The organism is Acholeplasma equirhinis (assembly GCF_017052655.1).
In the GTDB taxonomy this organism is placed as follows: Bacteria; Bacillota_I; Bacilli_A; order Acholeplasmatales; family Acholeplasmataceae; genus Acholeplasma; species Acholeplasma equirhinis.
Genome location: NZ_JAFIDC010000001.1, coordinates 870867 through 896110, shown reverse-complemented (window position 1 = coordinate 896110; position 25244 = coordinate 870867). Strand labels below are relative to the sequence as shown.

The window sequence follows — 25244 nt, the reverse complement described above, 5'->3', positions numbered from 1 at the left end:
CATAATTATTTACCTCGCTAAAACATTAGTTATCTTATCACTTACTTCAAAAATAAATGTATGTTATAATAAAAGTACAATGTAAACGCATACAATTAAGGAGGACTTATGAAGGACTATAGAACGGATGCCCTTCGAAACATCGCACTTCTCGGACACCAAGGTAGTGGTAAAACTACACTTGTCGAAAGTCTACTCTATGTTTCGGGGGTAATTAGTAAAAAAGGAGAAGTCGAAAAGAAGAATACCAAGTCTGATTTTTTATCTGAAGAACAGGCTAAGGGATCTTCTATGCAAACATCTTTAATACCTGTAGAATTCAATGACTGCAAACTTAACTTCTTAGATGTGCCTGGTAACGATGAACTCATCGGTGAGCTCTATCATGCACTCGAAGTTGTTAAAGGTGCAGTCATTTTAATTGATGCAACCAAAGGGGTTGAAGTAGGTACTGAAATGGTATGGGCTGAAATTAGAAAACACCACATTCCAGCAGTATTATTCATCAATAAGATGGATAAAGAAAATATTAACTACGAAAACTTACTTGAAGATATTCGCCAAAAATTAGGTAAACGTGCAGTTCCATTTACTTATCCAATTGGACGAAAAGAAGATTTTGAAGGATTCGTTAACGTTGTCGAAATGAAAGCAAGAATCTATGATGGTGAAAAATGCGTCGATGCTGAAATTTGGGAAGAAAAAATGCCTAAAGTGAATGCACTTCGTGAAATGATCATGGAATCTGTTGCTGAAACCTCAGAAGAATTACTAGATAAATATTTAGGTGGTGAAGAAATTTCACTTGATGAAGTGAAAGGTGCACTTCATAATTCAATTATTAATGGTGAATTAACACCAGTATTAGTCGGATCTTCACTTAAGAATATTGGTATGGAAACCATGCTTAAGATGTTAATTGACTTTTCACCATCACCAGATGAATTAAAAGAATTAGAAGCTACGAATCTTCAAACCTCACAAAAAGTATCAATTAAAACAGTAAGTGAAGCACCATTTAGTGGGTTCATTTTTAAAGTCATGGTTGACCCATTCATTGGCACACTTTCATTTATCAAAATCAATTCAGGTACTTTAAAGAATGGCGATGAAGTTTATCATTCTGGCAGTGACTCTGTGATTAAAATCAATGGTTTGATGACTTTACTTGGTAAAGATCAAATTCCAGTTGAAAAAGCCAATGCCGGTGATATTGTTGTCTTAACTAAAGTTGAACAATTTAGAACAGATGATACAATTTCTGATCCTAAAAATCGAATTGTATTTGATAAAGTACCAATGCCAACACCTGTCATCTATAAGGCAATTATTCCACATAATGAAAAAGACGAAGATAAAATTTCAATGGCTTTAACTAAGTTAAACATTGAAGATCCTACTTTTGATATCCAAAGAAATAAAGAAACAGGCCAACTTTTAATTGGTGGATATGGTTTATCTCATATCGGATATATTGTTGAAAGAATGAAAAACATGTATAAAGTTGGTATCGATTATGAGGATCAAAAGATCGTTTACAGAGAAACCATTAAACGTAAAGGTGAAGGTGAAGGTAAACATAAAAAACAATCTGGTGGAGCAGGCCAATTTGGTCATGTTTATATTAGATTTGAACCAACTGAACAAGATTTTGAGTTTGGATCTGAAGTTGTTGGTGGTGCAGTTCCTAAAGGTTATTTCCCAGCAGTTGAAAAAGGTTTATTAAAATCTTTTGAGAAAGGTCCTTTAGCAGGGTTCCCTGTTATTAAGGTTAAAGCAACCTTATTTGATGGTTCTTATCATGATGTTGATAGTAATGAAATTTCATTCGTACTCGCTGCTGATCTTGCATGGAAAGCAGCATTAGAAAAAGTTCAACCAACGATTTTAGAACCGATTCTTAAATTAACAATTAAAGTAAAAGAAGCTTATGTTGGAGATGTCATGGGGGATATGAACAAACGCCGTGGACGTATCCTAGGTATGGACCAACAAGATGGTTACACAATTATTACTGCTGAAGCACCTGAAGCTGAGGTTGTTTCATATTCAATTGATCTAAAAGCAATGACCCAAGGTTCTGGTAGATTTGAACGTGAATTCATTCGTTATGATGAAGTACCTGCTCAAATTATTCCAAAAATAGTCGAACAATATAAAAAGTAAAATGAAGTAAAAAAAGATACTATTGTATAGGTGATCTTATGCAATGTATTTTATGTGGTAAAGAACTAACAATTCAAAGAAGTTTCATTAATTTAGAACGAAAAATTGATTTTAAAATATGTCATACCTGTTTTCAAAGTAAGATGAATTATTATCCGTACTTTGTTATCCCTGTCAATGGTGGTTTACTACATGTATTCGAATTATTGCATGAAAATATCGAACCTATTGATAGCACTTTAGAATATTTTAGACCATTTTATCAGGCATATTTTAAATTAAGTGGTAAGATAGATGCAATTTATATAGAATATCTTACACCTAAATGGATTGAACTTTTTGACAAATTAAATATTGGTCATCTCATTATATTTACAAATATTTGTAAGGAGGAATAAAATATGAGATACGAGATTATTGGAAAAAACGGATTTCAACCGACGGAATCAATTAACGCCTACATTGAGAAGAGATTGAATAAAATTATTAGTCTATTCGATGCACGTTCAATTGATAACGTCAGAGTCGTCTTAAGTGTGTATAAAACCTTTTCGAAAGTTGAAGTCACGATCCCTGCGCCTTACGTTCTTTTAAGAAGTGAAGTCAAAGATCCTGATATGTATGCAGCAATCGATAAATCTGTTGATAAACTTTCACAACAAATTAGAAAGCATAAAACGAAAATTCGTCATCACTTTGAAAAAGGTGGTAAGAACCCAGCATTTAGTAAAGAATTTGATGCTGAAGCAATGGATAAAGAAGTTAAGGCTTCAAGTCTCGTAAAACAAAAGAAGTTTGCTATTAAACCAATGAGTGTTGATGATGCAATTGCTCAAATGGAATTATCTGGCCATGACTTCTTCATCTTCCTTGATTTAGAAACATTTGATCCACAAATTGTGTATCGCAGAGAAGACGGGGATTATGCAGTCATTCATGCAACCCCAGAAGTAACTAAACTAAAATAAACTTTGAAGGTGTATCTTTAAGATGCACCTTTTTTCTCTTTTCAATTTAAATCATCAAAAGCACAGCAATGTGCTTTTTACTATTGTGATGTAAAATTAAGTTAGTAAACACTTATATTTGATTATCATCAAATAATGAGTTATCATGTTTATAATTCAAAGTAACAAGGGGATTACATGCAGCGAACCGATTTTGGTATTAAAAACTCACGCATTTGGCATTTATGTAGCCAAGATATAGAAACAAATAAATCAATTACACTAGATAATTGGACACGTTATCGAGGTGAATTCCGTGAGATATACTATTTGAATGATATAAAAAAATTTTTAGAAGTGGATCATTTTAATCACACTTTTAGGTTCTTTAGTGCTGGAGTCCGTAAAAATAATAAAGATGATTTTAGACGATTTTTTAGAGATTATCTAGGTTATCGTGAAATAGATATGTAGGTGATGATATGGAACAACACGAAAAAGAAATGTATATGAAACGTGCAATAGAACTTGCATATAAAGGTGAAGGATTTGTTAATCCAAATCCTTTAGTTGGTGCAGTCATTGTTAAAGATGGCAGAATCATAGGTGAAGGTTATCATCAAAGATTTGGTGAATCACATGCAGAGGTGAATGCATTTCTAAATGCAACTGAAGATGTTACTGGTGCAACGATTTTTGTAACATTAGAACCATGTAGTCACTTTGGTAAACAACCACCATGTGTGCATGCAATTATTGATAAAAAAATTAAAAAAGTCATCGTTGGAATGCTTGATCCAAATCCAGTAGTTTACATGAATGGCATTAAAAAACTTCAAGCTGCTGGCATTGAAGTTGAATACAATTTTATGGCTGATGAAATTAAAAGGGTAAATGAAATTTTTATCAAATATATTACAACAAGAAGACCATTTGTTGCAATGAAATATGCAATGACATTAGATGGTAAACTTGCAACTAAAGATTTTGATTCAAAATGGATCACAAATGAAGCAGCAAGACATCATGTGCATGAGTTAAGAGCTCGATATATGGCAATTTTAGCAGGTGTAAATACAATTATTAAAGATGATGCAAGTTTAAATGTTAGATTAGAACGTGATGCAAAACAACCGATTAGAATCATACTTGACCCTAATCTTGAAATTCCGAAAGAAAGTTTTGTTGTAAAGACTGCAAACGAACAACCAACTTGGGTGGTTTCAGAAAAGTTTGATCAAACTTTAGTTGACTTAGGTGTAAGAATTATCAAGATGGATAAAATAGATTTAAGACAATTATTAATTAATCTTGGTGATGAAGGTGTTGACTCAATTTTTGTTGAAGGTGGAGCTTATACCCATGGAACATTCTTAGACGAAGGATTAGTTGATAAAGTTTATGCATATATTTCACCAAAATTAATTGGTGGTAGAAATGCGCTGACACCAGTTTCAGGTGAAGGTGTATCTTTGATGAAAAATGCACATTTACTTGAAGATATTAGAATGCAGTTCTTCGATCAAGATATCTTAATCGAAGGATTAGTTAAGAAGGACAACAATGAAATATAAAACAATTGTATTTGACTATGATGGTACATTACATGAAAGTATTCATATATACTATCCTGCTTTTATGAAAGTATATGAAGAACTTGTTGAAGCAGGTCATCAACCAAAAAGAGATTGGAAAGTTAATGAAGTCACTTCATTTCTTGGAATGAATCCTAAAGAAATGTGGGCATCGTTTATACCAGCATTATCTGAAGATGTCATAAAAGTTGCATCAGCTAGAGTTGGTGAAGAGATGCGAGCAAGAATTCTAAAAGGAGATGCAAAACTCTATCCGAACTCTATTGAAGTTTTAGAATATTTAAAAAAAGAAGGTATCAAACTTGTATACCTTTCTAACTCTAAAACATATTACATGGAATTTCATAAAAAGAATTTTGGGTTAGATAAATACTTCGATTACTTTATGGTCAGTGAAATGTATGACTACATTCCCAAAGAAGACATTTTAAAAACTGTTTTGGATGATCTTCCAAAACCAATTCTAGTTGTTGGTGATAGAATACATGACATGAATGCTGGTATTCTTAATAATTTAGATACTTGTGGATGTTTATATGGTTATGGAAACCCTCAAGAATTCAAGGATGCAACCTATACAATCTCTGATATAAAAGATTTAATTGAGGTTATTAAGTAAAAAAAGTGCAGATTGCTCTGCACTTTTTCTTTGTAGAAATTATAATAATGCTTCAACAGCTTTCCAGTTTACAACATTGAAGAATGCTGCAACATAATCAGGACGTCTGTTTTGATAGTTTAGATAATAAGCATGTTCCCAAACATCTAAACCAAGCAGTGGTTTACCTTCTGCAAGTGGAGTATCTTGGTTTGGAGTAGAAGTAACAACTAATTTGTCACCAGCTAAAATTAACCAAGCCCAACCTGAACCGAAACGTGTCTTAGCTGCATTTGAGAAAGCTTCTTGGAACTTTTCAAATGAACCGAAATCACGGTCGATCATTTGTGCTAATTTACCAGATGGTTTAGCACCGTCATTTTTCTTTAATAATGGCCAGAAGAATGCGTGGTTGAAATGACCACCACCATTATTTCTAACTGCGCCTCTGATGTCTTCAGGGACTTTGTTTAAATCTTTTAATAATTCTACTAAATCATCCATTGTTTCAGCTTTTAATTCTGGATGTTTTTCAAGTGCTGCGTTTAAGTTTGTTACATAAGCAGCATGGTGTTTTCCGTGATGGATTTCCATTGTTTTAGCGTCAATGAATGGTTCTAATGCATCGTATGCATATGGTAATGCAGGTAATTGATATGCCATAATAGTTTCCTCCTATAAATTTAGTTCACCTTTATCTTACGATAAAAGTCAATATTTTACAAACCTTAAGCATTTTTTAAAAATGATTTAAGTTGTTCTTCATCAATGTCGATAAAGATGGTTTTTTCACCCTTCACCTTGACAAGAGAAGCTGGTTTTCCATTCATCTTCGAGACGTTTCTAAATTGAGTATATAAAACTGGGATTGATGAGGATTGTCGTAAAGATGAAAAGTATGCAGCAAGACTTGCAGCTTTTCTAATAATTGGTTCATTTAGACTTTCAGTTTTCACAAGTACATGTGAACCTGGCGCATCTTTGACATGGAACCAGAAGTCTTTTGCTGTTCCTAAGTCATTTATGATTTTTCCATTTTGAAGACTATTTTTACCAATGTAGTAAGTTGCATCCTGATCTCTAATTGTTAAAATCTCAACTTTATGTTTAGTTGGTCTGTTTGATTTTAAAGATTGTTTTAAATAACCATAAGGAATAAATAACTCTCTAAAATCATTCAGTTCATGTTTACTTGCAAGGTTTAATTCAGACATAAATGTATTAAAGATTTCTAATTGTCCGTAAACATTTTGAAGTTCATTTTCGATGAAATTTAATGCACGTTTAGCTTTTTGATAGTTCTTATAAAATCCTTGAGCATTTTGTGACAAACTCTTTTGATTATCGAGTTCTAAACCTTCAACATGTGAAAGTTTAGATGTTAAATCAAAACCAGATGCATAGATGAGATCCCCTTTATCTTTATCTGATAAATGAAGTTCAGCATCATGTTTTTGTTTAAGCAATTGGTCACGTTTCTTTTCTAGTTTCTTTAGCTGATTTTTAATAAAAGTAGTATATGGTAACTTATCATCTTTAGTTTCCATGATACGATTTTCTAAAGCTTCAGATAAAGAATCGAAAACTTTAGTCTCACCTTCAAAGAGATTGAAGAAGTAACTCTTATTTTCTTTTAATGAAAGTGTAGGTTCAATATTAATATCATAAGGTTTTACAGGATATTCTGCTAAGTATTTTGCTAGACGAAGCGATATACCTAAATATTTCTCTGAAATTTCTTTTGGTGTAAGTAATGGATTAAATTCATAAGTACTTGCATCTAATTTCTCGGTTTTGAAAAATTCATAGGTTGCATTTGGAACCATATGACGTCCATCTAATACAAACATTCTCTTATATAAATCAATAATCTTATTATCTTCTAAAAGGATTAAGTTAGAGTGACGACCCATTGCTTCGAAAATCAATGTTTTTTCTATTGGACCTAAAATGAAATCATACACAGTAAATTTAAAAATAAGCACACGATCAGATGAGAATTGTGTGATTTCTTTTAGAATACCACCAGTTAAATGTTTCTTTAAACTATTTAAAAAATTTGAAGTGTCTACCTTATCAACTGGTTTATTTGATAGATATACCGAAGTGAAGTTTGCAGTTAAGTTGAAAGTTAAGTAATGTCTTTGCTTTTCTTTGTATAATTGCATGACAAAATAGAGCCCTGAAGCCCAAACTTGCTCAACTCTTGCATTTAAAATTTCTTTTTCTATTTCATTTTTGATATGATGTAAATAAATTCCGTCTAATGCCATAATGTTACCTCATTAATACTATATCATGAAAGTTACTGAAACTATTTACATTGATTTTATTATTAGATATAATAAATTAAGCGAGAGTTAGGAGAAGCAAATGAAATTAAACCAACGTGGGTTACTCATCGTCATATCAGGTCCATCTGGTGTCGGTAAAGGAACAGTTCGCCGAGCACTTTTCAACATGACTAACCATAATCTTGTATACTCAGTTTCAATGACAACAAGACCACCAAGAGAAGGTGAAGTTGATGGACGCGATTATTATTTCGTTGACCGTGAATCTTTCGAACAGAGTATTAAAGAAAAACGTTTCTTAGAGTGGGCTGAATTTGTTGGAAACTATTATGGTACACCAATTGATAAAGTTGAAGAGATGTTAAACAAAGGTAAAGAAGTTGTTCTTGAAATTGAAGTTGAAGGTGCACTTCAAGTTCGTGAAAGAATGAAAGATGCTGTCTTTATATTCTTAGTTCCACCAAGCAAGAAAGCACTTTATGATCGCTTAGTTGAACGTGGAACCGAAAATAAAGAATTAATTGATAAGAGATTCCAAAAAGCAGAAAAAGAATTTAAACTGGCTTATAAATACGATTATATTGTAGTTAATGACGATGTAAACAATGCTGCTGATCGTATTATGGCAATCATTCGTGCGGAACACGCAAGAACTGAACGCACAATTCATAATTACCTAAAGATGTTAGAGGAGTGATGATTTTATGAAATCAAACAAAGAAGGATTACGTTATCCATCTATCGATGCATTACTTAGCAAAATTGATTCTAAATATAAATTAGTTTATGCTGCAAGTAAAGTTGCACACATTATTGAATCAGAAAGATTAGACATCAAAGATGCTAAAAGTGTTACAACTGTTGGTAAGGCACTAGAAGAAATCATTAATGGTAGAGTTAAAATCACGTTCGAAGAATGAACGTGATTTTTTTTAGAGTTATTATTGTATAATAAATTTAGGTGATTTAATGAAGGAAAAGCTCGCATTACTACCAACTGAACCAGGCTGTTACATGATGTTAAATGAAGCAGGTGATGTAATTTATGTTGGTAAAGCTAAAAACTTAAAAAACCGCGTGAAGTCGTATTTCACTGGTTCGCATAATGCGAAAACTCAAAAGTTAGTCTCTGAAATCAGAGATTTTAATTATGTCGTAACGAATTCTGAAACTGAAAGTTTACTCTTAGAATTTAACCTTATTAAAAAACATGCACCAATTTATAATATTCGTTTAATTGATGATAAAAGTTATCCATATATCGAAATCACTAATGAAAAAGACCCAATGCTCGTTGTATCTCGTTATCAATCCGTTGATAAAGATAGAAAGTTATTTGGTCCTTTTCCAAATGCATATTCTGCAAAAGAAACAGTTAAGTTACTTCAAAAACTTTATCCATTAAGACGTTGTAATCCAATTGGTAAAAAACCATGTATGTATTATCATTTAGGTTTATGTTTGGGTCCGTGTGCACATGAGCATGTGGATTATCAACCAAACATCAAGAGGATTACACAGTTTTTAAAAGGTGATACCAAAGAAGTTTTAGATGAACTTAAAGAAAGAATGAAGGCATCATCTGAAGCACTTGAATTTGAAAAAGCTTTAGAATATCGTGATATGATTCGTGCAGTTGAAGCAACAACTGAAAAACAAATTGTCTCATTAAATGATTATAAAGATAGAGATTTTATTTCTTTTGCAGCAAATGAAGATGATCTTGCAATTCATATTTTAATGATGCGTCAAGGTAGAATTTTTGATTCTCATCAGCAAGTCTTATCTTTTATGGATGATCCTAAAGAAACATTCTTATCGTATCTTAAGAGTTATTATGAAAGATTCTTACTACCTGATGAACTTGTTTTTGACCAACAAATTGATATTGAAAGTTTAAAAGTTTATTTTGGTCAAAAAGTAACTGTTCCAAAAATTGGTGATAAGAAAAAGTTAATTGATTTAGCACATAAGAACGCTATAGAAGACTTAACTCATTACTTTAAACTTTATAGATTAAAGTCTGAAAAAATGAATGAACAGATGGAAAGTTTATCGAATGTCGTAGGTAGAACTGTTAATTATATCGAAGTGTTTGATAATGCGCATCTATTTGGTACAGCACCGATCAGTGGTATGATTGTTTGGAAAGATAATCATTTTGAACGTAAGATGTATCGTAAGTTTCATTTAAAGACTTCAACCAATGATGATTATCAATCGATGAAGGAAGTCTTATATCGCAGATTCCAAAGACTTCTAATTGAAAAACAACGTTTACCTGATTTAGTCTGTGTTGATGGTGGAAAACCACAAGTTTCTGCTGCAACAGAGGTCTTATCCGAACTCAGTTTAGATGTACCAATTCTCGGTTTAAAGAAAAATAAATTCCACCAATTAGAAGGTTATGTTTTTAATGGTGAAGTGACATTACTGGATAAAAAAGATGTATTATTTCAGTTCTTAGGCAAACTTTCAGAAGAAGTCCATAGATTTACGATTACTTTCCACCAAGATACAAAAAATAGAAAAGACTACACTTCAGTCTTAGATTCAATTCCAGGTCTAGGACCAACAAGAAAGAAAAAACTACTGACACAATTTAAATCCATTGATGAAATAAAAGGTGCATCTGTGGAAGCACTGCGCGAAATAGGTTTACCTGATAAAGTCATCAAAGCCATCAAGGAAGGACTTTCATGAAAACATTTATCCATGACATTGATGAAAAGAAAAAGTTATTCTACTGTATTATTAACAGAAAAAAAGAAGCATTTTATTTATCAAATAGACTTGCAAAAACTTTCTTTCCAATATTAAAAGTGAATCAACTTGTTGATTTTGAAGTAAAAGATTTACAAGTAAGAAAATTTGAAGGGCATCCGATGAAGGTGTACCCTGTTTCATACTTTAAAGAAATCATTAATTTAAAACCTAAACGTGTTTTATATGATCTTGAACAACTTCGAAAAGATATGAAGAAAGTTTTAAAGAAATATAAGTATTTTTTATTCTTGGATCTTGAAATGAGCATGCCAGGATATGGACCTGAAAAATTTATTCCAGAAATTATTCAAGCTGGTTATGTACTTTCTAATAAAGCAGGTGATGTATTAGTGGATGAAGGTTATTATATTCGTCCAAAACATGACTCAGCAATCAACAAAAGAACGATTAAGTTTTTAAAATTGGATGAAGAACATTTCTTTAATACAGCTAAAACGTATAAATATTTTTATGAAGGATTAAAAGAAATAGTATCAAAATTTAAGCCTCAAATTGTTGTTTGGGGTAAAAATGATATTCAAGCTTTAAATTTTTCATATGAAATTAATCATATGCAACCTTTAACTAAAGAAAATATGTTCATTGATTTACTTAAACTGCATAAAGACTATTTCAATTTACAGAACGATTTAGGTTTATTTGATGCATATAAACAATATTACTTAACTGATCTTGAAGACCAGTCACATGATGCTAGAACAGACGCGATTATTACAAAAGATGTGTTTGATGCTTTTATCTCACAAATGAAATAACTCCAGTAAGGAGTTTTTTTATGGCTTTAAGGAGCCAAATATGAAAGGTTTATCTCTTGCTTATAATGATCTTTATTGGAAGCGAAATAAAGGTAAAAATAGATTAAAAAAAAGACTTCCTACTTAGTGAAGTCTTATGATTTATATATGCATGAAGATTGGAATAATCATTGGTTTACGTAAAGTTAGATCATAAATCTTATCTGTTAATAAATCAATGATTGTTTGTTTAAGGGTAGCTTCCATGTATTTTTTCTTGTTTAGTTCCTTAAGTACTAATTGTTTAACTTCATTTGCAAGACTTTGGGTTAGTTCCTCATTTCCTTTCATATAAATGAAACCACGAGAAATCACTGTTGGGTCATTGACTAAAGTTTTCTTTTCTTCGTCAATTGTTAAGACAACTGAGAATAAACCTTCTTCAGAAAGTATTTTTCTTTCTCTTAAGACAGAAGAACCGATGTTTCCAATGCCAGTACCATCAATATAGACATCTGCAGCTTGAACTCTACCTGCATGTCTTAAAGTGTCTTTTGTTAGACCTGCAACATCACCATTATCCATGATAAGTACATTTTCTGAAGGTACACCACATTCAACAGCAAGTGCTTTATGGTGTTTTAACATTCGATGTTCACCATGCATTGGAATGAAGAACTTAGGTTTGATTAAAGTTAACATAAGTTTTAAGTCTGGTGCAGAACCGTGACCTGAAGTATGGGTATCGGTAATTGGACCGTGTGTAATGACGTTGACATCATTTCTAAATAAAAGATTAATTGTTTTATTAATTGGATCTTGATTACCAGGGATTGGACTTGATGAGAAGATGACAGTGTCACCTTTCACAGTTTTAATTTGTCTATGAGATCCATTAGCAATTCTAGATAGTGCTGCAAGTGGTTCACCTTGAGATCCAGTTACTAAAATACAAGTTGATTCTAAAGTGAATTTATTCAAATCCTCAGGTGTAATGATTGTACCTTTTTTAGCTTTAATATAACCAGATTGTTGACCTGCTTCAATTGCACGTTCCATAGAACGTCCAAAGACTGCAACTTTTCTTCCAGTTAATTCGGATGCCTCAATGATTTGTTGAATACGATAAAGGTTGGATGCAAATGTTGCAATGATAATTCTGCCTGGAATTCTCGTGAAGAGTTCATTGATTGATTTACCAACTTTAGACTCTGATTGAATCAAGTTTTCTTGTTCAGCATTGGTTGAGTCAGATAGCAGTAGTAAACAACCTTCACTGCCTAAACTTGCAAGTTTATCATATTCTGCATGCGGACCTACTGGTGTGTAGTCAATTTTAAAGTCACCTGTATGGAAAATTGGACCATGTTCAGTTCTAAAAACAATACCAAACATATCTGGAATTGAGTGATTTAGTCTGATAAATGAAATATCAACACCTTTAAAATTATAAGAATAATATGATTTATATTCTTCAATTTTTGGGATTGTAATATTTTTATGTTCAGCAAGTTTATATTCAATTAAGTCAACTGCGATACCGGATGCATAAATGCGAGGGATTTTAACTTGTCGTAATAAATATGGAATACCACCAATGTGGTCTTCATGTCCATGGGTTATAAATAAACCAACGATACGTTCTTCGTTTTCCTTTAAGTATTGATAGTCAGGAATGACATAATCGATACCTAAAAGTTCGTCATCTGGAAATAAAATTCCAGCATCGACGATAAATATTTGATCGTTTATTTCATAAACATATGTATTTTTTCCGACTTCGCCTAAACCACCTAACGCAAAAACTCCGATTTCGCCGGTTTGCAGCAATACATTCTTTGGCATAAAAATTCCTCGTATCGTATAAACTATATATTTATTATACATTAAAATTTGAAAATTCATAGTAATTTGTTTGTGTTACAATATGTATAGATAATGAGGTGTCTTATGAAAAGAGTATATGTCTTCGATGTTGATAATACGTTACGTTCAACAAAACAACAAAGAGTCTTACCACAAACAGTTAAACTTATTGAAACATTAAGAAAGAATAAAGACTACGTTTTAGTTCTAGCAACTGGCCGTGGACCTTCTAAGATGGATGTACTCGATGAATATAGACATCTTTTTGATTATTTAATCATGGTTAATGGTGCGGTAGTACTTAAAGGTGATGAAATTATTTACGAAGATCCGATTGATGACGATGACGTAAAAATGGTTATTGAAGATACTAAAGAACGTGGTATTTCAATGGGTATGGTCGGATTTGATAAAGAAGCAGTTTCATTATTTGATGAACATATTGAATATGCATTAAAAGGTTATACATCAATTAAACCACTTGTTGATCCTGAATTTTATAAAGAAAATCATGTTTACCAATTATGGGTATTCCATAAAGATCAAGAAGAATTGAGTAAGATTGCAAAATCATATCCACAGTTCAAACATTATTTTTGGCACTATGGTGGTGTTGATTTAGTGTATCCAAGAATATCTAAAGAAAATGCTGTTAAGATTGTTATGAAAAATTATGAAGGTTATGAACTTATTTGTGTCGGGGATGGCCAAAATGATTTAGAAATGATTAAACTTGCAGACCATGGTATTTTAATGGGTAACTCAAGATGGCAAGATGAAGCAAGTGATATCAAAAAGTTGATTGCTCCACATATTGAAGAAGACAAATTGTTTGATTTCTTCGAAGAAAATGGCTTATTATAGCAAATTCTACGAATCGTGGAGTCGTTTCTTTAATTAATAGGTAGGAAGTTTAATTCTTGGTTGTTAGAATGAACTTGAGGTGATAAGTATGGATGCAAAAAAATGTGGAGCATTTATTCAAAGTATTAGAAAAGAAAAAAGATTAACCCAAAATGAATTAGCAGATTTAATCGGGGTAACTGATAAAGCTATCTCAAGATGGGAAACAGGAGAAGGGTTTCCTGAAGTTACCTTACTACCTAAATTATCAGAGGTTTTAGGTGTTTCAGTTGATGAACTTTTAAAAGGCGAAAGAATTGGTATTGTGAAACAATCATCACCTAAGAATCATGTATCAAGATTCAAGTTATATTCTAATCTGAATGTAATAGGAATGTACTTTGGATTACTTTTATCCATTCTTGTTATTAACTTAAAAAGTGATAAAGCTGATGCAATTTGGTATGGATTAATTCCATTACTTATATTCAATTTTGCAGGATTGATTCTATACATTGTTCTAAGAACATTCTTTATTGAAAAATCTGTTTTTACAGATGAAGAAAAAAGAGTTTTATACAATCAAACAAAATGGACATATTTTGCACAGATATTAACCGTATTCTTATATTCACCTTATATTGCTGGGCATTATTTTTATTTAACTCAAAATGGTTGGATAATAGGCATTATTAGATTCGACTGGTATTTATTATGGGCTTTATTTAGCGGTTTAATTGCAGGTTTAATTATAATAATTGTAAATACAATTCACCGTAAAATGATCCATTACCCCACAATTTTTGATAAGTTTAAAATAACTATTGATACTATTTTTGTTGGTTCGATGATTGCTATTTCAAATTTACTTTTATTCTTAATAATTGGTCAAGCATCAAGAATGATAGAATTTTTAGTAGTTTTAAACTTGGTTAATATCTTAACGATCTCAATCATCATGATGATTAGAAAGAGAATAAGTTTTAAATGGCTTCCATTGGTCTTACTAAGTGTCATTTATGTGTTTCTAGAGATGAACGTAAATTACTATGGTGTCCATGATATTGGTGCATTATTATTTCTTTTAATTGGTCCGGTAGTATTTACTATCTTAGGTTTACTTGCATTCTTGAAGAAAAAAGTCGCACTTCTAACGGTAGTGATCTATTTACTGTTTGTATCCTTAGCTTCTATAATTCCATTTGGAATGGACTTTTTGTTTAACATTTATATGATAGTTGTATTAGGCATATTCATCTTAGTTAATTGGAAATTTAAAAACAGTTAAGAAAAAAAGCACTCATCGGAGTGCTTTATTTTTTGGGTAAACCATTAATCACATCATTAATGATATCCTCATGGACATATAGACTAATGTCAGCATGATGGTAAACAAGTTCTTTAATTGAGGATGATGAGACAAATCCATTTCTTGTTGATGGGAACAGATAAACAGTCTCAACCTCATTATTTAAGTTTTTATTGAACTGGAATAATTGATATTCTGCTTCGTAATCTGCAATGTTTCGTAAACCACGGAATAAAACTTTTAATCCATTTTCTTGAGCATAACGAACAACCAAGTCAGAAGTGTGACCAATTCTTACATTTGGAATATCCTTGGTCATCTTTTGAAGCATAATTTCACGTGCTTCAACTGAAAATGAAAATACTTTACGTGGATTTTGAGCAATCACAACATGAAGCTCATCAACAAGTTCTGATGCGCGTTTGATAATATCTAAATGTGCAAGTGTTGGTGGATCAAATGAACCTGGATAAACACCTTTTCTCATTACAAATTCCTCTCTTTTGTATAAATATTGTAGCATAATTAATTTATTTGTTGTCATTTATATAAATAAATGCTATAATTTTTATGAAGATGAAGTGGGGCTGGCAAGTTCTCACTTATTTTTTGGAGAGTGATGAGATGGATATAAATTTAATTAAAAATAAAGTTTTAACAGTGTTTGAAAAACACAAATTAGACTTATTTGATATATCAATTGAGAAGATGGGGAGTGAGAAAATTCTTACGATTTTAATCGATAATGAATTGGATCATGAGACGTTAGAACCTATTCACATGGAAGTTTTAGATCTGATCAATGATGATTTACCAGACGATTACTACTTAGAACTTTCAACTGTAGGTATCGAGCGTCCACTTAGATCACTCGATGAAATCAAAGAAAACATCGGAAAGTATGTCTATATTGAAACAGAAAGTTTCATGGGCGATGCGACACTTGATGATGTAATTGATGATCAACTTTACATAAGTTTCTTTATTAAAGGTAGACCTAAAAAGCTACAAATTAGTTACGAAAATATTAAATTTATTAGACAAGCTGTCAAATTTTGAGGTGAGAAAAGAAAATGATTAATAAAGCATTTTTCCAAAATATCAATGAAGTCGCAGAAGATAACGACTTATCAAAAGAACAAGTTTACTACGCATTTGAACAGGGGCTCATTGCTGCTTGTAAAAAACAATTAGGCGTACAAACTTGCCGAGTTGAGTTCAGAGAAGAAAAGAATGAACTTTTAATCTTTGGTCAATACTTTGTGTTACCCGAAGGTGAACTAAATCTTGACCTAGACAAGAAGTATACATTCATTAAATTAGCTGATGCTAAAGAAATGAACTCTAGAGCTAAAGCGAATGAATTACTTGAAGTTAAAATTGAACCAGGTGAGTTCAACTATAATGCTTCTCGTGATTTAAAACATCGTTTTAATGAAGTTTTAAATCAAATCAAGAAAGAAAACATTTATCAAGGATTAAAGAAACTTCAATATGAAATGGTAAATGCAAGAGTACTTGATGTTGAACAAGAAATCTATCGTATTGAAATCAATAAAGATGTCATTACGATGTTACCTAAGAAAGAAGCTTTACCAACAGATAAATTCCATATTGGTGACAGAATTAAAGTTTATGTCACAGATGTTGAAATGAAACCTAAAGGACCAAAAATTTATGTTTCAAGAACACATGTTGGTTTAATTACTCGCTTACTTGAAGAACATGTACCTGAAATCAAAGATGGTACAATCGAAGTTTTAGGTATTGCTCGCGACCCAGGTGATAGATCAAAAGTTGGTCTACGTTCAAATAACGAAAATGTTGACGTTATTGGTGCAACTGTAGGTGAAGGTGGCGTTCGTATTAAGGAAATTTCTAAGTATCTATCTGGCGAAAAGATTGACCTTTTCCGTTGGAGCGATAACGAAAAGGAATTAATTGCAAACTCATTACAACCTGCTCCAGTTGTTGCAGTAACTAAAGTTAATCCGAAAGATAAGAGCGCATTAGCGATCGTTCCAGATCAACAATTATCACTTGCTATTGGAAAACTTGGTCAAAATGTTAAACTTGCAGTTCAAGCATCTGGTTGGAGTATTGATATCAAATCAGAATCAATTGCAGCAGAAGAAGGCATTATTTACTAATTGTTTTGGGAGGTATTCTCATGAAAGTTAAAAAAGTTCCAATGCGTACATGTGTTGTCACAAAAGAAGTACGCCCTAAAAAAGATTTAATCCGTGTTGTAGCAACTAAAGAAGGCGAAGTATCAGTTGATACAAAAGGAAAAGCAAATGGCCGTGGAGCTTATTTAATCTTGTCTAAAGAAGTCATCGAACTTGCAAAGAAAAATAAAGCTTTAGATAAAAAACTAGAAGTAAATGTACCGGATAGTATTTATGAGGAGTTATTAGGACTCTTATGAACTTAGGTACACTTGGACTCGCATATCGTGCAAAAAAGGTGGTACTCGGTACTGATGAAGTCGTTAAAGCCTTACAAAAAGGTGAACTTCATATGGTCCTTCTTGCTAATGATGCCGGTCCCAATACAAAAAAGAAAATCAGTGACAAAACGAAAACTTATCAATGCGTTTTAAATGAGAACTTTTCTTCAATAGAGCTTTCTAGTGCTCTAGGTAGAAAAGAAGTTAAAGTTATCGGAATAAAAGATAAGGGGTTTAGTATGTTGCTGAAGTAGAAAGGATTGTGATTCATATGGCGTATAACAAAAAGAATAAAAAACCAATGCCAAAAAAAGATTTTCGTAAATCGAATATCCCAACAGTAAAACCAAAAGAGGCGAATAAACCAAAAAATACTGAACTGATTTATCGTCCAGAAATGACCGTCTCTGACATAGCTTTAGCGATGGATGTATCAAATGCTATTCTTATTAAGAAATTAATGGGATTAGGCATGATGACTGCTGTCAACCAAGTGTTAGACAGAGAAACCGTTGAACTTGTCGCATTAGAAATGGGATATACGGTTAAAGACGAAGTTATTACCGATTTAACCCGATATGATGAAATGGAAATCGTTGACGATCCAAAAGACTTAGTTAAGCGTAGCCCTATCATTACCATTATGGGACACGTTGACCATGGTAAAACAACATTACTAGATTCAATTAGAAAATCACGTGTAGTATCTGGTGAAGCTGGTGGTATCACTCAACATATTGGTGCTTACCAAGTGGAACATCAAGGGGAAAAGATTACCTTTATTGATACTCCAGGACATGCTGCTTTCACTGAGATGAGAGCACGCGGAGCTAAAGTAACAGATATTGTTATTCTAGTTGTCGCAGCAGACGATGGTGTAAAACCTCAAACGATTGAAGCACTTCAACATGCGAAAGCAGCAAAAGTGCCTATCATAGTGGCAGTTAACAAAATTGATAAACCAAGTGCAAACCCAGATAACGTGATGAGTGAATTATCATCACATGATTTAATCCCTGAAACTTGGGGTGGTACAACACCTTATGTGATGGTTTCAGCATTAAAGAAAATGGGTATTGATGAATTATTAGATGTTATTATATTAGTGTCGGAAATGGAAAACCTAAAAGCAAATCCAAAGAGACTTGCAAAAGGTACAGTTATTGAAGCTTCACTTGACAAAGGTCGTGGTGCAGTTGCAACTGTGATCGTTGAAAATGGTACATTAAAAATTGGTGATATTATCGTATGTGGTAACACATTTGGTAAGATCAGAACAATGAATGATGATTTAAAACGCCGCTTTACAGAGGCATTACCAGGTACTCCAGTAGAAATTACTGGTCTTGATGATGTGCCTAGAGCAGGTGATGTCTTCATGGTATTTGAAGACGAAAAAATTGCAAGACAAACTGCAGAAGCACGTGCTTCTAAAGAGCGTGAAACATATTCTAAACAACAAAAAGCAACTTCACTTGAAAGTATGTTCGGTGCACAAGATGATGGTTCTAAGGTATTAAACCTTGTCTTAAAAGCAGACGTTCAAGGTTCAATTGAGGCTTTAAAAGGTATGTTAGAAAAGATTGATATTGAAGGATTCCATGCGAATGTTGTAAGAAGTGGTGTCGGTTCAATTTCTGAATCTGATATTACATTAGCATCTGCATCAAACGCAATCGTTATTGGCTTTAACGTCCGTCCATCAGCTGCAGTTAAATCTCTAGCTGAGAGCCAAGGTGTTGAAATTAGACTTTATAACATAGTTTATCGTATTACTGAGGATATTGAAAAAGCACTTAAAGGAATGCTAGAACCTACCTTCGAAGATGTTGTTACTGGGCAAGCCGAAGTACGCCAAATCTTTACATTCAGTAAAGTAGGTAAAATTGCAGGTTGTATGGTGACAGATGGTGTCATTAGACGTGATGGTAAAGCTACAATCATTCGTGATGGTGTTGTCATCTATAAGGGCGAATTCCAACAACTAAAACGCATGAAAGATGATGTTAAAGAAGTACGTCAAGGTTTCGAATGTGGTATCTCAATTGTTAACTTCAACGATATTAAAGAAGGGGACATTATTGAGTGTGCTATTGAAAAGGAAGTAGAGGTAGACTAAGATGAGTATTACAACTGATCGTTTACAATCTCGTATTTTCCGTGAACTTGTTCACATTGTTAATAACGTAGTTAAGAACCCAAACATTGGTTACATAACTTTAACTGAAACTAAAGTAACTAAAGACTTAAGTTTCTGTAAAGTTTATTACACCATTTTAAAAGATGATGAAGCATCATTAAATAAGGTTGCTGAACTCCTAGAAATAAACAAAAAAGAAATTCGTATGAAACTTGCAGAAAAAATTAGAGACATCAGAAAAATTCCTGATTTAGTCTTTGAATACGATAAGGCATTAGCATACGGAAATCATATTGCAAAACTCTTAAACGAGATTAAAAATAACGAATAATTAAATATCCCTTAATTGGGATATTTTTTTGTCCTAAATGTTATAATAACTATAGGTGATTTTTATGATTGCATCGGTCATTGTTGACATCAAACATAAAGAAATTAATCAAGTTTTTGACTATTTTGTACCTGATACAGAAGTTGAAACAATTAAAAGAGGGATGAGAGTCATTGTCCCTTTTACTGATCATAATATTGAAAGATTAGGTTTAGTTGTTGAACTTAAAAATGAAAGTGATGCTGCAACTAAAACAATCAAAGAAGTCATCGATTTAACTCCAATTTTAAGTGATGAATTTTTTATACTTCTAGATGAGATGTTAAAGGTTCCAAATACGTTAATTGCAAGTGCAATTGAGGCTATGATTCCAAATGACATGCTCATGTATTACATTAAAAAAATCACATTACTTGATGAAGAGAACGTAGATACTGAATTAAAATCCATATTTAATACAAAAAATGAATTCATTTTAAAAAAGAAAGATCAAAATCTTTACCCCAAACTACGTCGTCTTGAAGAGAAAGGTTATGTAAAAATTGAAACCATTTTGACACCTAAAGTTAAAAAAGAGTATATTACATACTTAATTTTAAAAAATGGTAGTTTGGTTAAGACGGATCGTCATAAAGAAATTGTTAGTCATTTTGATGGCCGATATAAAATACTTAAAAAAGAACTTGTTGAGATTTATGGTTCAAGTTCAATTAAAACCCTAATTAAAAATGGCTGTCTAGAAGAACTGGATATTTTAAAGCGTTTAGAAGATGAAACAACAGAAAGACTTGAATTAAAACCATTAAAAGATAAACTTCAAAAACCTTTTAATGAAATTGAGTTCAATCAATTTAATACGTATTTAATTGAAGGTATGAACGAAGATTCTAGAACCTTTATTCAACATGCAGTAAGAAAAATCATTGATCAAGGTCAACAAGTCTTAGTACTCGTTCCAGAAAAGTTTATGGTTGACCACTATATAGATTTATTTAAAGAAGGTTTTAAAGATGTTTTGGTTGTGGGGATTTCAAGTGATCAAACGTATAAAGAACGTTATTTAAATCAAGAAAGTTTATTGGATAATGATGCAAGGATTGCGATTGGAACACGTTTATCTGTTTTTACACAGTTTAAAAACTTAGGTGGCATCTTTATTCTATTTAGTCACGATGAGGCTTATTATCCATTTGAAGGCCTCTATTATGATCCATTTAAACTCTTAACTTTAAGAGCTGAAATCAATCAAATTCCACTCTTTTTAAATACACATACGAAAACCTTAAATGATTTTTATCAAATCGATTTAGGTAACTATACTTATATTGATTTAAAGAAAGATAACTTTGACACCAAGATAACTTTAGTTGATATGAAAGAAGAACTTAAACTTGGTAATACCAAGATGTTAAGTCATGTTCTAAGAGAAAAAATAGATGAAGCACTTACTTTAAATAAAAATAGTTTACTCGTTTTAAATCAAAAAGGATTATCTCGATTTGTCATGTGTCGAAGTTGTTCCCATGTTCCAAAAGATCCTGCAACAGATATTCCATTAAATTACATTGAAAAGACCGGTATGTTAAGGTCAAATTTAACGAAATATCAAGAACATTTTACAAAGACTTGTCCTATTTGTGGTAAAGATTCAATGAAACCAGTTGGTGCGGGGATTGAACTTTTAAAAACGTATCTAAACAAAGTATATCCAAATGAAACCATCATTCAAATTGATAAAGATACCTTAAGTTCAAAAGAAACATATGAAATCATTAAAAATACAACGTTAAAAGATAGAAAAATATTTATCGGAACTCAAATGGCATTAAAATCACTCTTTAAAGATAAAATTTCTTTAGTTGGTGTTTTACTTGCTGATAGTTTCTTAAAACTACCAAGATTTGATGCGAACGAAGTTGGTTTTAAAATCTTAAATGATGCAAAACATATCGCGAAAGATGATCTTGTAATTCAAGCATATGATAGTAACCATTTTGTCTTAAGTGCATTAAGTAGCGAAGACATTTTCTATAAAGCAGAACTATCCAATCGAAAAGTATCCAAACTACCACCATTTAATGAACTTTTACAAATAAGAATTTCAGCAGAAAGTTATTTGAGAGTTCATCAATATGCACACATTTTAAAAAACAAATTGGCACTTGAAAACATTCAAGTTTTAGGACCTATAGATGCAACCCCTTTAAAGTTAGAAAATCATTATCGTGTCTTATTATTAATGAAGTATCAAAAAATAGAAGAATCAGTTAAGTCTTTACTTGTATCAACTAAGGAATTCAACATTGATATAAATAAAAACATTACCTGGTATTAAGGAGTAATTATGATCGTATTTATGGGTACACCTGAATTTTCTGTACCAATTCTAGAAATGTTAATCAAAGAAAATTATCCAGTAGGACTCGTTGTAACACAACCAGATCGAGTCGTTGGTAGAAAAAAAGAACTACAAAAATCACCTGTTAAACAACTTGCTGAATCTTATGGTATTGAAGTTTTTCAGCCTGAAAAATTAAGATTGGATTATCAATATGTTATTGATAAAAAACCAAGTTTAATCGTCACTGCATCTTACGGTCAAATACTTCCAAAAGCTTTGCTGGATACAATTCCTGCTGTGAATATTCATGGTTCTTTACTACCAAAATATCGAGGTGGTGCACCAATTCAATACGCCCTCTTTAATGGCGATAAAGAAACAGGTATCACTTTAATGGAAATGGCATTTAAGATGGATAGTGGTGCGATGATTGAAAAGCGAACTATTGAGATATTAGATAGTGATGACTATGGTACATTAAGTCAAAAATTATCATATATTGGCCGTGATCTTTTAAAAGAAAATATCGATAAAGTTTTAGCCAAAAATTATACAGCTATTCCTCAAAATGAAGATGAAGTCACTTTCGCATTCACACTAAAATATGAAGATGAAGCACTGGATTTTAATAAAACAGTTTTTTGGAATCATAACAGAATACGTGGATTATCACCAAATGTTGGAGCACACTTTGTTTACCGAAATGTGTTAGTTAAGGTATTTAAATCACATAAGAGTGATATAATGGATTTAAATCCAGGTGAGATTAGAATCATTGGAAAACGCTTGGTAATCGGTTGTCTTGACGGTGGAATTGAATTAGATTTAATTCAACAAGCAGGTAAAAAACTCATGCCTGTGCGTGATTACCTAAATGGACAAACACTGTTTGAAAACGGAGGAATCATCAATGGATGATAAAAAGTTAGCGTATAATCGCGAAGAAATGTTAAAACTAAACATTGAAGCATTAAAATCTCGTGGTGGTGTCACAATTGGTGACATTGCACAAATTGCGTATGAACAACAAAGAAAGTATTACCCAGAAGTTTCACTTCAACTATGCGTTGAATCAGTTGAAAAAATCTTAACTTTTAGAGATGTTTTCCACCACATTCAATTTGCATCTGAAGTTGACCGTCTAGCTGAAGAAAAAATGTTTAAAGGTCCTATCCAAGACATTTTATATTATGATTATGGTCTATTTGGTCTTGATGAAGTTTTAGGTTTAGATGTTGCAAGACTTTATGGTGCAATTGGTCAAACAAACTTCGGGGATATTGATGTTAACAAACGTGGTATTGTTGATAAATTAAATCGTGAAGGTAAAAAACCAGGCACTGTACATACTTTAATGGATGACATTGTTGGTTCTATTGCAGCTGCTGCATCAACGCGTGTTGCACAAGTTATGAATGAAGATGCCGCTCTAGAAAACCCTCACTATCATAAAGTAAACATTTTCGAAATCGAAGAAGAAAAAAAGGGTAAGTAAGTAATCATGGATTTAGGGAAACCTAAGAAAACACTAAAGGGTCTAATTAAACGACTTTTTTCAAAGTACTTTGGATTTGAAAACGGCATTGATATTGCAAATGATGTTGCAGTACTTTATCGAAGAAATGTCGTTATTAAAAACATAGTTTTTGTATCTAACTTACTGTATTCAGTGGTGTTTTTTGTTTTAGGTTTTTCGGTTGCTAACCCAACAACTGACTGGATATTTGCGATTGCATCACTGCCAATTACTTATGCAGTTGGTAAACTACAATCAAAATTGATTGACTTAGACCATAATGACTTAACCAAACAACAGATTGCAATGTATGTATCCAGTTTTTGGATCTTCATATCAGCAATGCTTGTCTATGTTAGAATTTATGCGGTAGGTCAAAATTCACTTTTTGAAACTGCAAGCTATGTCTTAATTTATTATGCTTTAGTTGAAATCTCACTTTATCAAGATAAGAGATTACTTGCAAATTCATTTATGTCACTGTTTGGATTTACAACACTGATTCATCTTGCTGTGACATACAATTTCTTTGCATTAGAGTTAACTTGGCAAGAGTTTGCCAGTGAACTCTTTACAGAAGGCAGCCAAATGAGTAAGGAATTTGGTGCATTAATTTTAAGAACGATTATTTTCTGTTTCTTTTATGCAGTTAACTACATCATTGTTTCGATTGGTCAATCGATTCAAGAAGAACGTAAAAAAGAATTATCAAAACGTAGAGAAGTCCAAGGGGATTTCACTCATATCGTTAGAAATTTATTTAACGTTGTTTTCCAAAGTGCACAATCCTTATTAGATCCCCAACATGCTAAAAAAGTAGCGACTGTTTCAAGCAAACTGGCAAATTATTATAATTTAGATGAAGAATCAAAATTAGACTTAGAAAAGTATAGTTTAATTCATTTAAGATTTGATGAAATCAAAGACTTAATGATGGATACAGATACTTATGATGAACATACGTATGATTTAATTAAAACGAAAACTGATCTTGGATCAAAGATTGGTAAGAGATTACAACTTGCACAAAAATGTAATGAAATGATGCGACGTCATCATGAAGGCGATGCCAATCAATCCTTTATGGACGATATGAAGAAGATTCAACCAGAGATTATTTCTCAAATCATCTTACTTGCAGACTGTTACATTTCATTGCGTAGTATTTCAAGTTATCATAGACCTTATTCACATCAACAGTCACTACAGTTCTTTAATAAAGAACTTATTGGTTACTTCGATTACAATTTAAAAGAAACATTCTTGAAGTATAACGAAGAAATGAACGAATTATATAACAATCTTTAACATAACTGTTTACATTTATT

Annotated in this window: 26 protein-coding genes; 22 read left to right on the top strand and 4 right to left on the bottom strand. The window is 32.0% G+C overall.

Features of this window, described 5'->3' with window-relative positions; translation table 11 throughout:
• Positions 1-108 precede the first annotated feature (108 nt).
• The 6 genes from JV173_RS04195 to JV173_RS04170 all read left to right on the top strand — a co-directional run bounded on the left by JV173_RS04195 (position 109) and on the right by JV173_RS04170 (position 5327).
• A complete protein-coding gene (locus JV173_RS04195) occupies positions 109-2166 on the top strand; it encodes an elongation factor G (protein WP_205735038.1) in 2058 nt (685 codons plus the stop codon).
• Between the two features lie 143 nt (positions 2167-2309).
• Positions 2310-2564 (top strand): hypothetical protein, encoded by a 255-nt coding sequence (locus tag JV173_RS04190; protein WP_205735037.1) that lies wholly within the window; start codon positions 2310-2312, stop codon positions 2562-2564.
• Positions 2565-2567: 3 nt separating this feature from the next.
• Positions 2568-3134 (top strand): ribosome hibernation-promoting factor, HPF/YfiA family, encoded by a 567-nt coding sequence (hpf, locus tag JV173_RS04185; protein WP_205735036.1) that lies wholly within the window; start codon positions 2568-2570, stop codon positions 3132-3134.
• Positions 3135-3311: 177 nt separating this feature from the next.
• Entirely contained in the window at positions 3312-3587 is a 276-nt protein-coding gene (locus JV173_RS04180) for a hypothetical protein (protein ID WP_205735035.1), read from the top strand.
• Between the two features lie 8 nt (positions 3588-3595).
• Positions 3596-4687: a bifunctional diaminohydroxyphosphoribosylaminopyrimidine deaminase/5-amino-6-(5-phosphoribosylamino)uracil reductase RibD gene (ribD, locus tag JV173_RS04175; protein WP_205735034.1), complete on the top strand. Its 1092-nt coding sequence runs from the start codon at positions 3596-3598 to the stop codon at positions 4685-4687.
• A complete protein-coding gene (locus tag JV173_RS04170; protein WP_205735033.1) occupies positions 4677-5327 on the top strand; it encodes an HAD family hydrolase in 651 nt (216 codons plus the stop codon). Before ribD ends, JV173_RS04170 begins: the two co-directional genes overlap by 11 nt.
• 39 nt (positions 5328-5366) lie before the next feature.
• On the opposite strand, the gene JV173_RS04165 is transcribed toward JV173_RS04170, so the two are convergent.
• Together JV173_RS04165 and JV173_RS04160 are read right to left on the bottom strand one after the other, a co-directional pair.
• On the bottom strand, positions 5367-5969 hold the full coding sequence (locus JV173_RS04165; RefSeq protein ID WP_205735032.1) for a superoxide dismutase: 603 nt from the start codon (positions 5967-5969) through the stop codon (positions 5367-5369).
• Positions 5970-6034: 65 nt separating this feature from the next.
• A complete protein-coding gene (locus tag JV173_RS04160) occupies positions 6035-7579 on the bottom strand; it encodes an Rqc2 family fibronectin-binding protein (protein ID WP_205735031.1) in 1545 nt (514 codons plus the stop codon).
• A 100-nt stretch (positions 7580-7679) separates the two neighbouring features.
• Here JV173_RS04160 and gmk point away from each other — a divergent pair, with 100 nt between their 5' ends.
• From gmk to JV173_RS04140, 4 genes are read left to right on the top strand one after another with little or no spacing between them, the layout of a single operon-like run.
• Positions 7680-8297: a guanylate kinase gene (gene gmk, locus JV173_RS04155; RefSeq protein WP_205735030.1), complete on the top strand. Its 618-nt coding sequence runs from the start codon at positions 7680-7682 to the stop codon at positions 8295-8297.
• Positions 8298-8304: 7 nt separating this feature from the next.
• A complete protein-coding gene (gene rpoZ / locus JV173_RS04150; RefSeq protein WP_205735029.1) occupies positions 8305-8520 on the top strand; it encodes a DNA-directed RNA polymerase subunit omega in 216 nt (71 codons plus the stop codon).
• Between the two features lie 49 nt (positions 8521-8569).
• Positions 8570-10303 (top strand): excinuclease ABC subunit UvrC, encoded by a 1734-nt coding sequence (uvrC, locus tag JV173_RS04145; RefSeq protein ID WP_205735028.1) that lies wholly within the window; start codon positions 8570-8572, stop codon positions 10301-10303.
• A complete protein-coding gene (locus JV173_RS04140) occupies positions 10300-11142 on the top strand; it encodes an exonuclease domain-containing protein (protein ID WP_205735027.1) in 843 nt (280 codons plus the stop codon). The genes uvrC and JV173_RS04140 overlap by 4 nt, the downstream gene beginning before the upstream one ends.
• Positions 11143-11283: 141 nt before the next feature.
• Here the strand turns inward: JV173_RS04140 and JV173_RS04135 are convergent, their stop codons facing one another.
• The gene (locus tag JV173_RS04135) at positions 11284-12966 is read right to left on the bottom strand and encodes a ribonuclease J (RefSeq protein WP_205735026.1); all 1683 of its coding nucleotides are present in this window, start codon (positions 12964-12966) and stop codon (positions 11284-11286) included.
• A gap of 105 nt (positions 12967-13071) precedes the next feature.
• Here JV173_RS04135 and JV173_RS04130 point away from each other — a divergent pair, with 105 nt between their 5' ends.
• Positions 13072-13851 carry an HAD family hydrolase gene (locus JV173_RS04130; RefSeq protein ID WP_205735025.1) on the top strand — a complete coding sequence of 260 codons (780 nt, stop codon included), beginning with the start codon at positions 13072-13074 and terminating at the stop codon, positions 13849-13851.
• 88 nt (positions 13852-13939) lie between these two features.
• The gene (locus JV173_RS04125) at positions 13940-15118 is read left to right on the top strand and encodes a helix-turn-helix domain-containing protein (RefSeq protein ID WP_205735024.1); all 1179 of its coding nucleotides are present in this window, start codon (positions 13940-13942) and stop codon (positions 15116-15118) included.
• 25 nt (positions 15119-15143) lie between these two features.
• Here JV173_RS04125 and coaD read toward each other — a convergent pair whose 3' ends face one another.
• The gene (coaD, locus tag JV173_RS04120) at positions 15144-15626 is read right to left on the bottom strand and encodes a pantetheine-phosphate adenylyltransferase (protein WP_205735023.1); all 483 of its coding nucleotides are present in this window, start codon (positions 15624-15626) and stop codon (positions 15144-15146) included.
• Between the two features lie 137 nt (positions 15627-15763).
• On the opposite strand from coaD, the gene JV173_RS04115 reads away from it, so the two are divergent.
• The 10 genes from JV173_RS04115 to JV173_RS04070 all read left to right on the top strand — a co-directional run bounded on the left by JV173_RS04115 (position 15764) and on the right by JV173_RS04070 (position 25224).
• Positions 15764-16198, top strand: coding sequence for an LSm family protein (locus tag JV173_RS04115; RefSeq protein ID WP_205735022.1), 435 nt, complete (start codon positions 15764-15766; stop codon positions 16196-16198).
• Between the two features lie 14 nt (positions 16199-16212).
• Entirely contained in the window at positions 16213-17289 is a 1077-nt protein-coding gene (gene nusA / locus JV173_RS04110; RefSeq protein ID WP_205735021.1) for a transcription termination factor NusA, read from the top strand.
• A gap of 20 nt (positions 17290-17309) precedes the next feature.
• Positions 17310-17567 carry an RNase P modulator RnpM gene (rnpM, locus tag JV173_RS04105; RefSeq protein WP_205735020.1) on the top strand — a complete coding sequence of 86 codons (258 nt, stop codon included), beginning with the start codon at positions 17310-17312 and terminating at the stop codon, positions 17565-17567.
• A complete protein-coding gene (locus JV173_RS04100) occupies positions 17564-17842 on the top strand; it encodes a L7Ae/L30e/S12e/Gadd45 family ribosomal protein (protein ID WP_205735019.1) in 279 nt (92 codons plus the stop codon). The genes rnpM and JV173_RS04100 overlap by 4 nt, the downstream gene beginning before the upstream one ends.
• A 17-nt stretch (positions 17843-17859) precedes the next feature.
• Positions 17860-19707 (top strand): translation initiation factor IF-2, encoded by a 1848-nt coding sequence (gene infB, locus JV173_RS04095; RefSeq protein WP_205735018.1) that lies wholly within the window; start codon positions 17860-17862, stop codon positions 19705-19707.
• 1 nt (position 19708) lies between these two features.
• Positions 19709-20059 (top strand): 30S ribosome-binding factor RbfA, encoded by a 351-nt coding sequence (rbfA, locus tag JV173_RS04090; RefSeq protein WP_205735017.1) that lies wholly within the window; start codon positions 19709-19711, stop codon positions 20057-20059.
• 64 nt (positions 20060-20123) lie between these two features.
• Positions 20124-22394, top strand: a complete 2271-nt coding sequence (gene priA / locus JV173_RS04085; protein WP_205735016.1) for a replication restart helicase PriA — start codon at positions 20124-20126, stop codon at positions 22392-22394.
• A gap of 9 nt (positions 22395-22403) precedes the next feature.
• Entirely contained in the window at positions 22404-23318 is a 915-nt protein-coding gene (gene fmt, locus JV173_RS04080) for a methionyl-tRNA formyltransferase (RefSeq protein ID WP_205735015.1), read from the top strand.
• A complete protein-coding gene (locus JV173_RS04075) occupies positions 23311-23895 on the top strand; it encodes a phosphatidylglycerophosphatase A family protein (RefSeq protein ID WP_205735014.1) in 585 nt (194 codons plus the stop codon). The genes fmt and JV173_RS04075 overlap by 8 nt, the downstream gene beginning before the upstream one ends.
• Positions 23896-23901: 6 nt before the next feature.
• Positions 23902-25224, top strand: a complete 1323-nt coding sequence (locus JV173_RS04070) for an HD-GYP domain-containing protein (protein ID WP_205735013.1) — start codon at positions 23902-23904, stop codon at positions 25222-25224.
• Positions 25225-25244 lie beyond the last annotated feature (20 nt).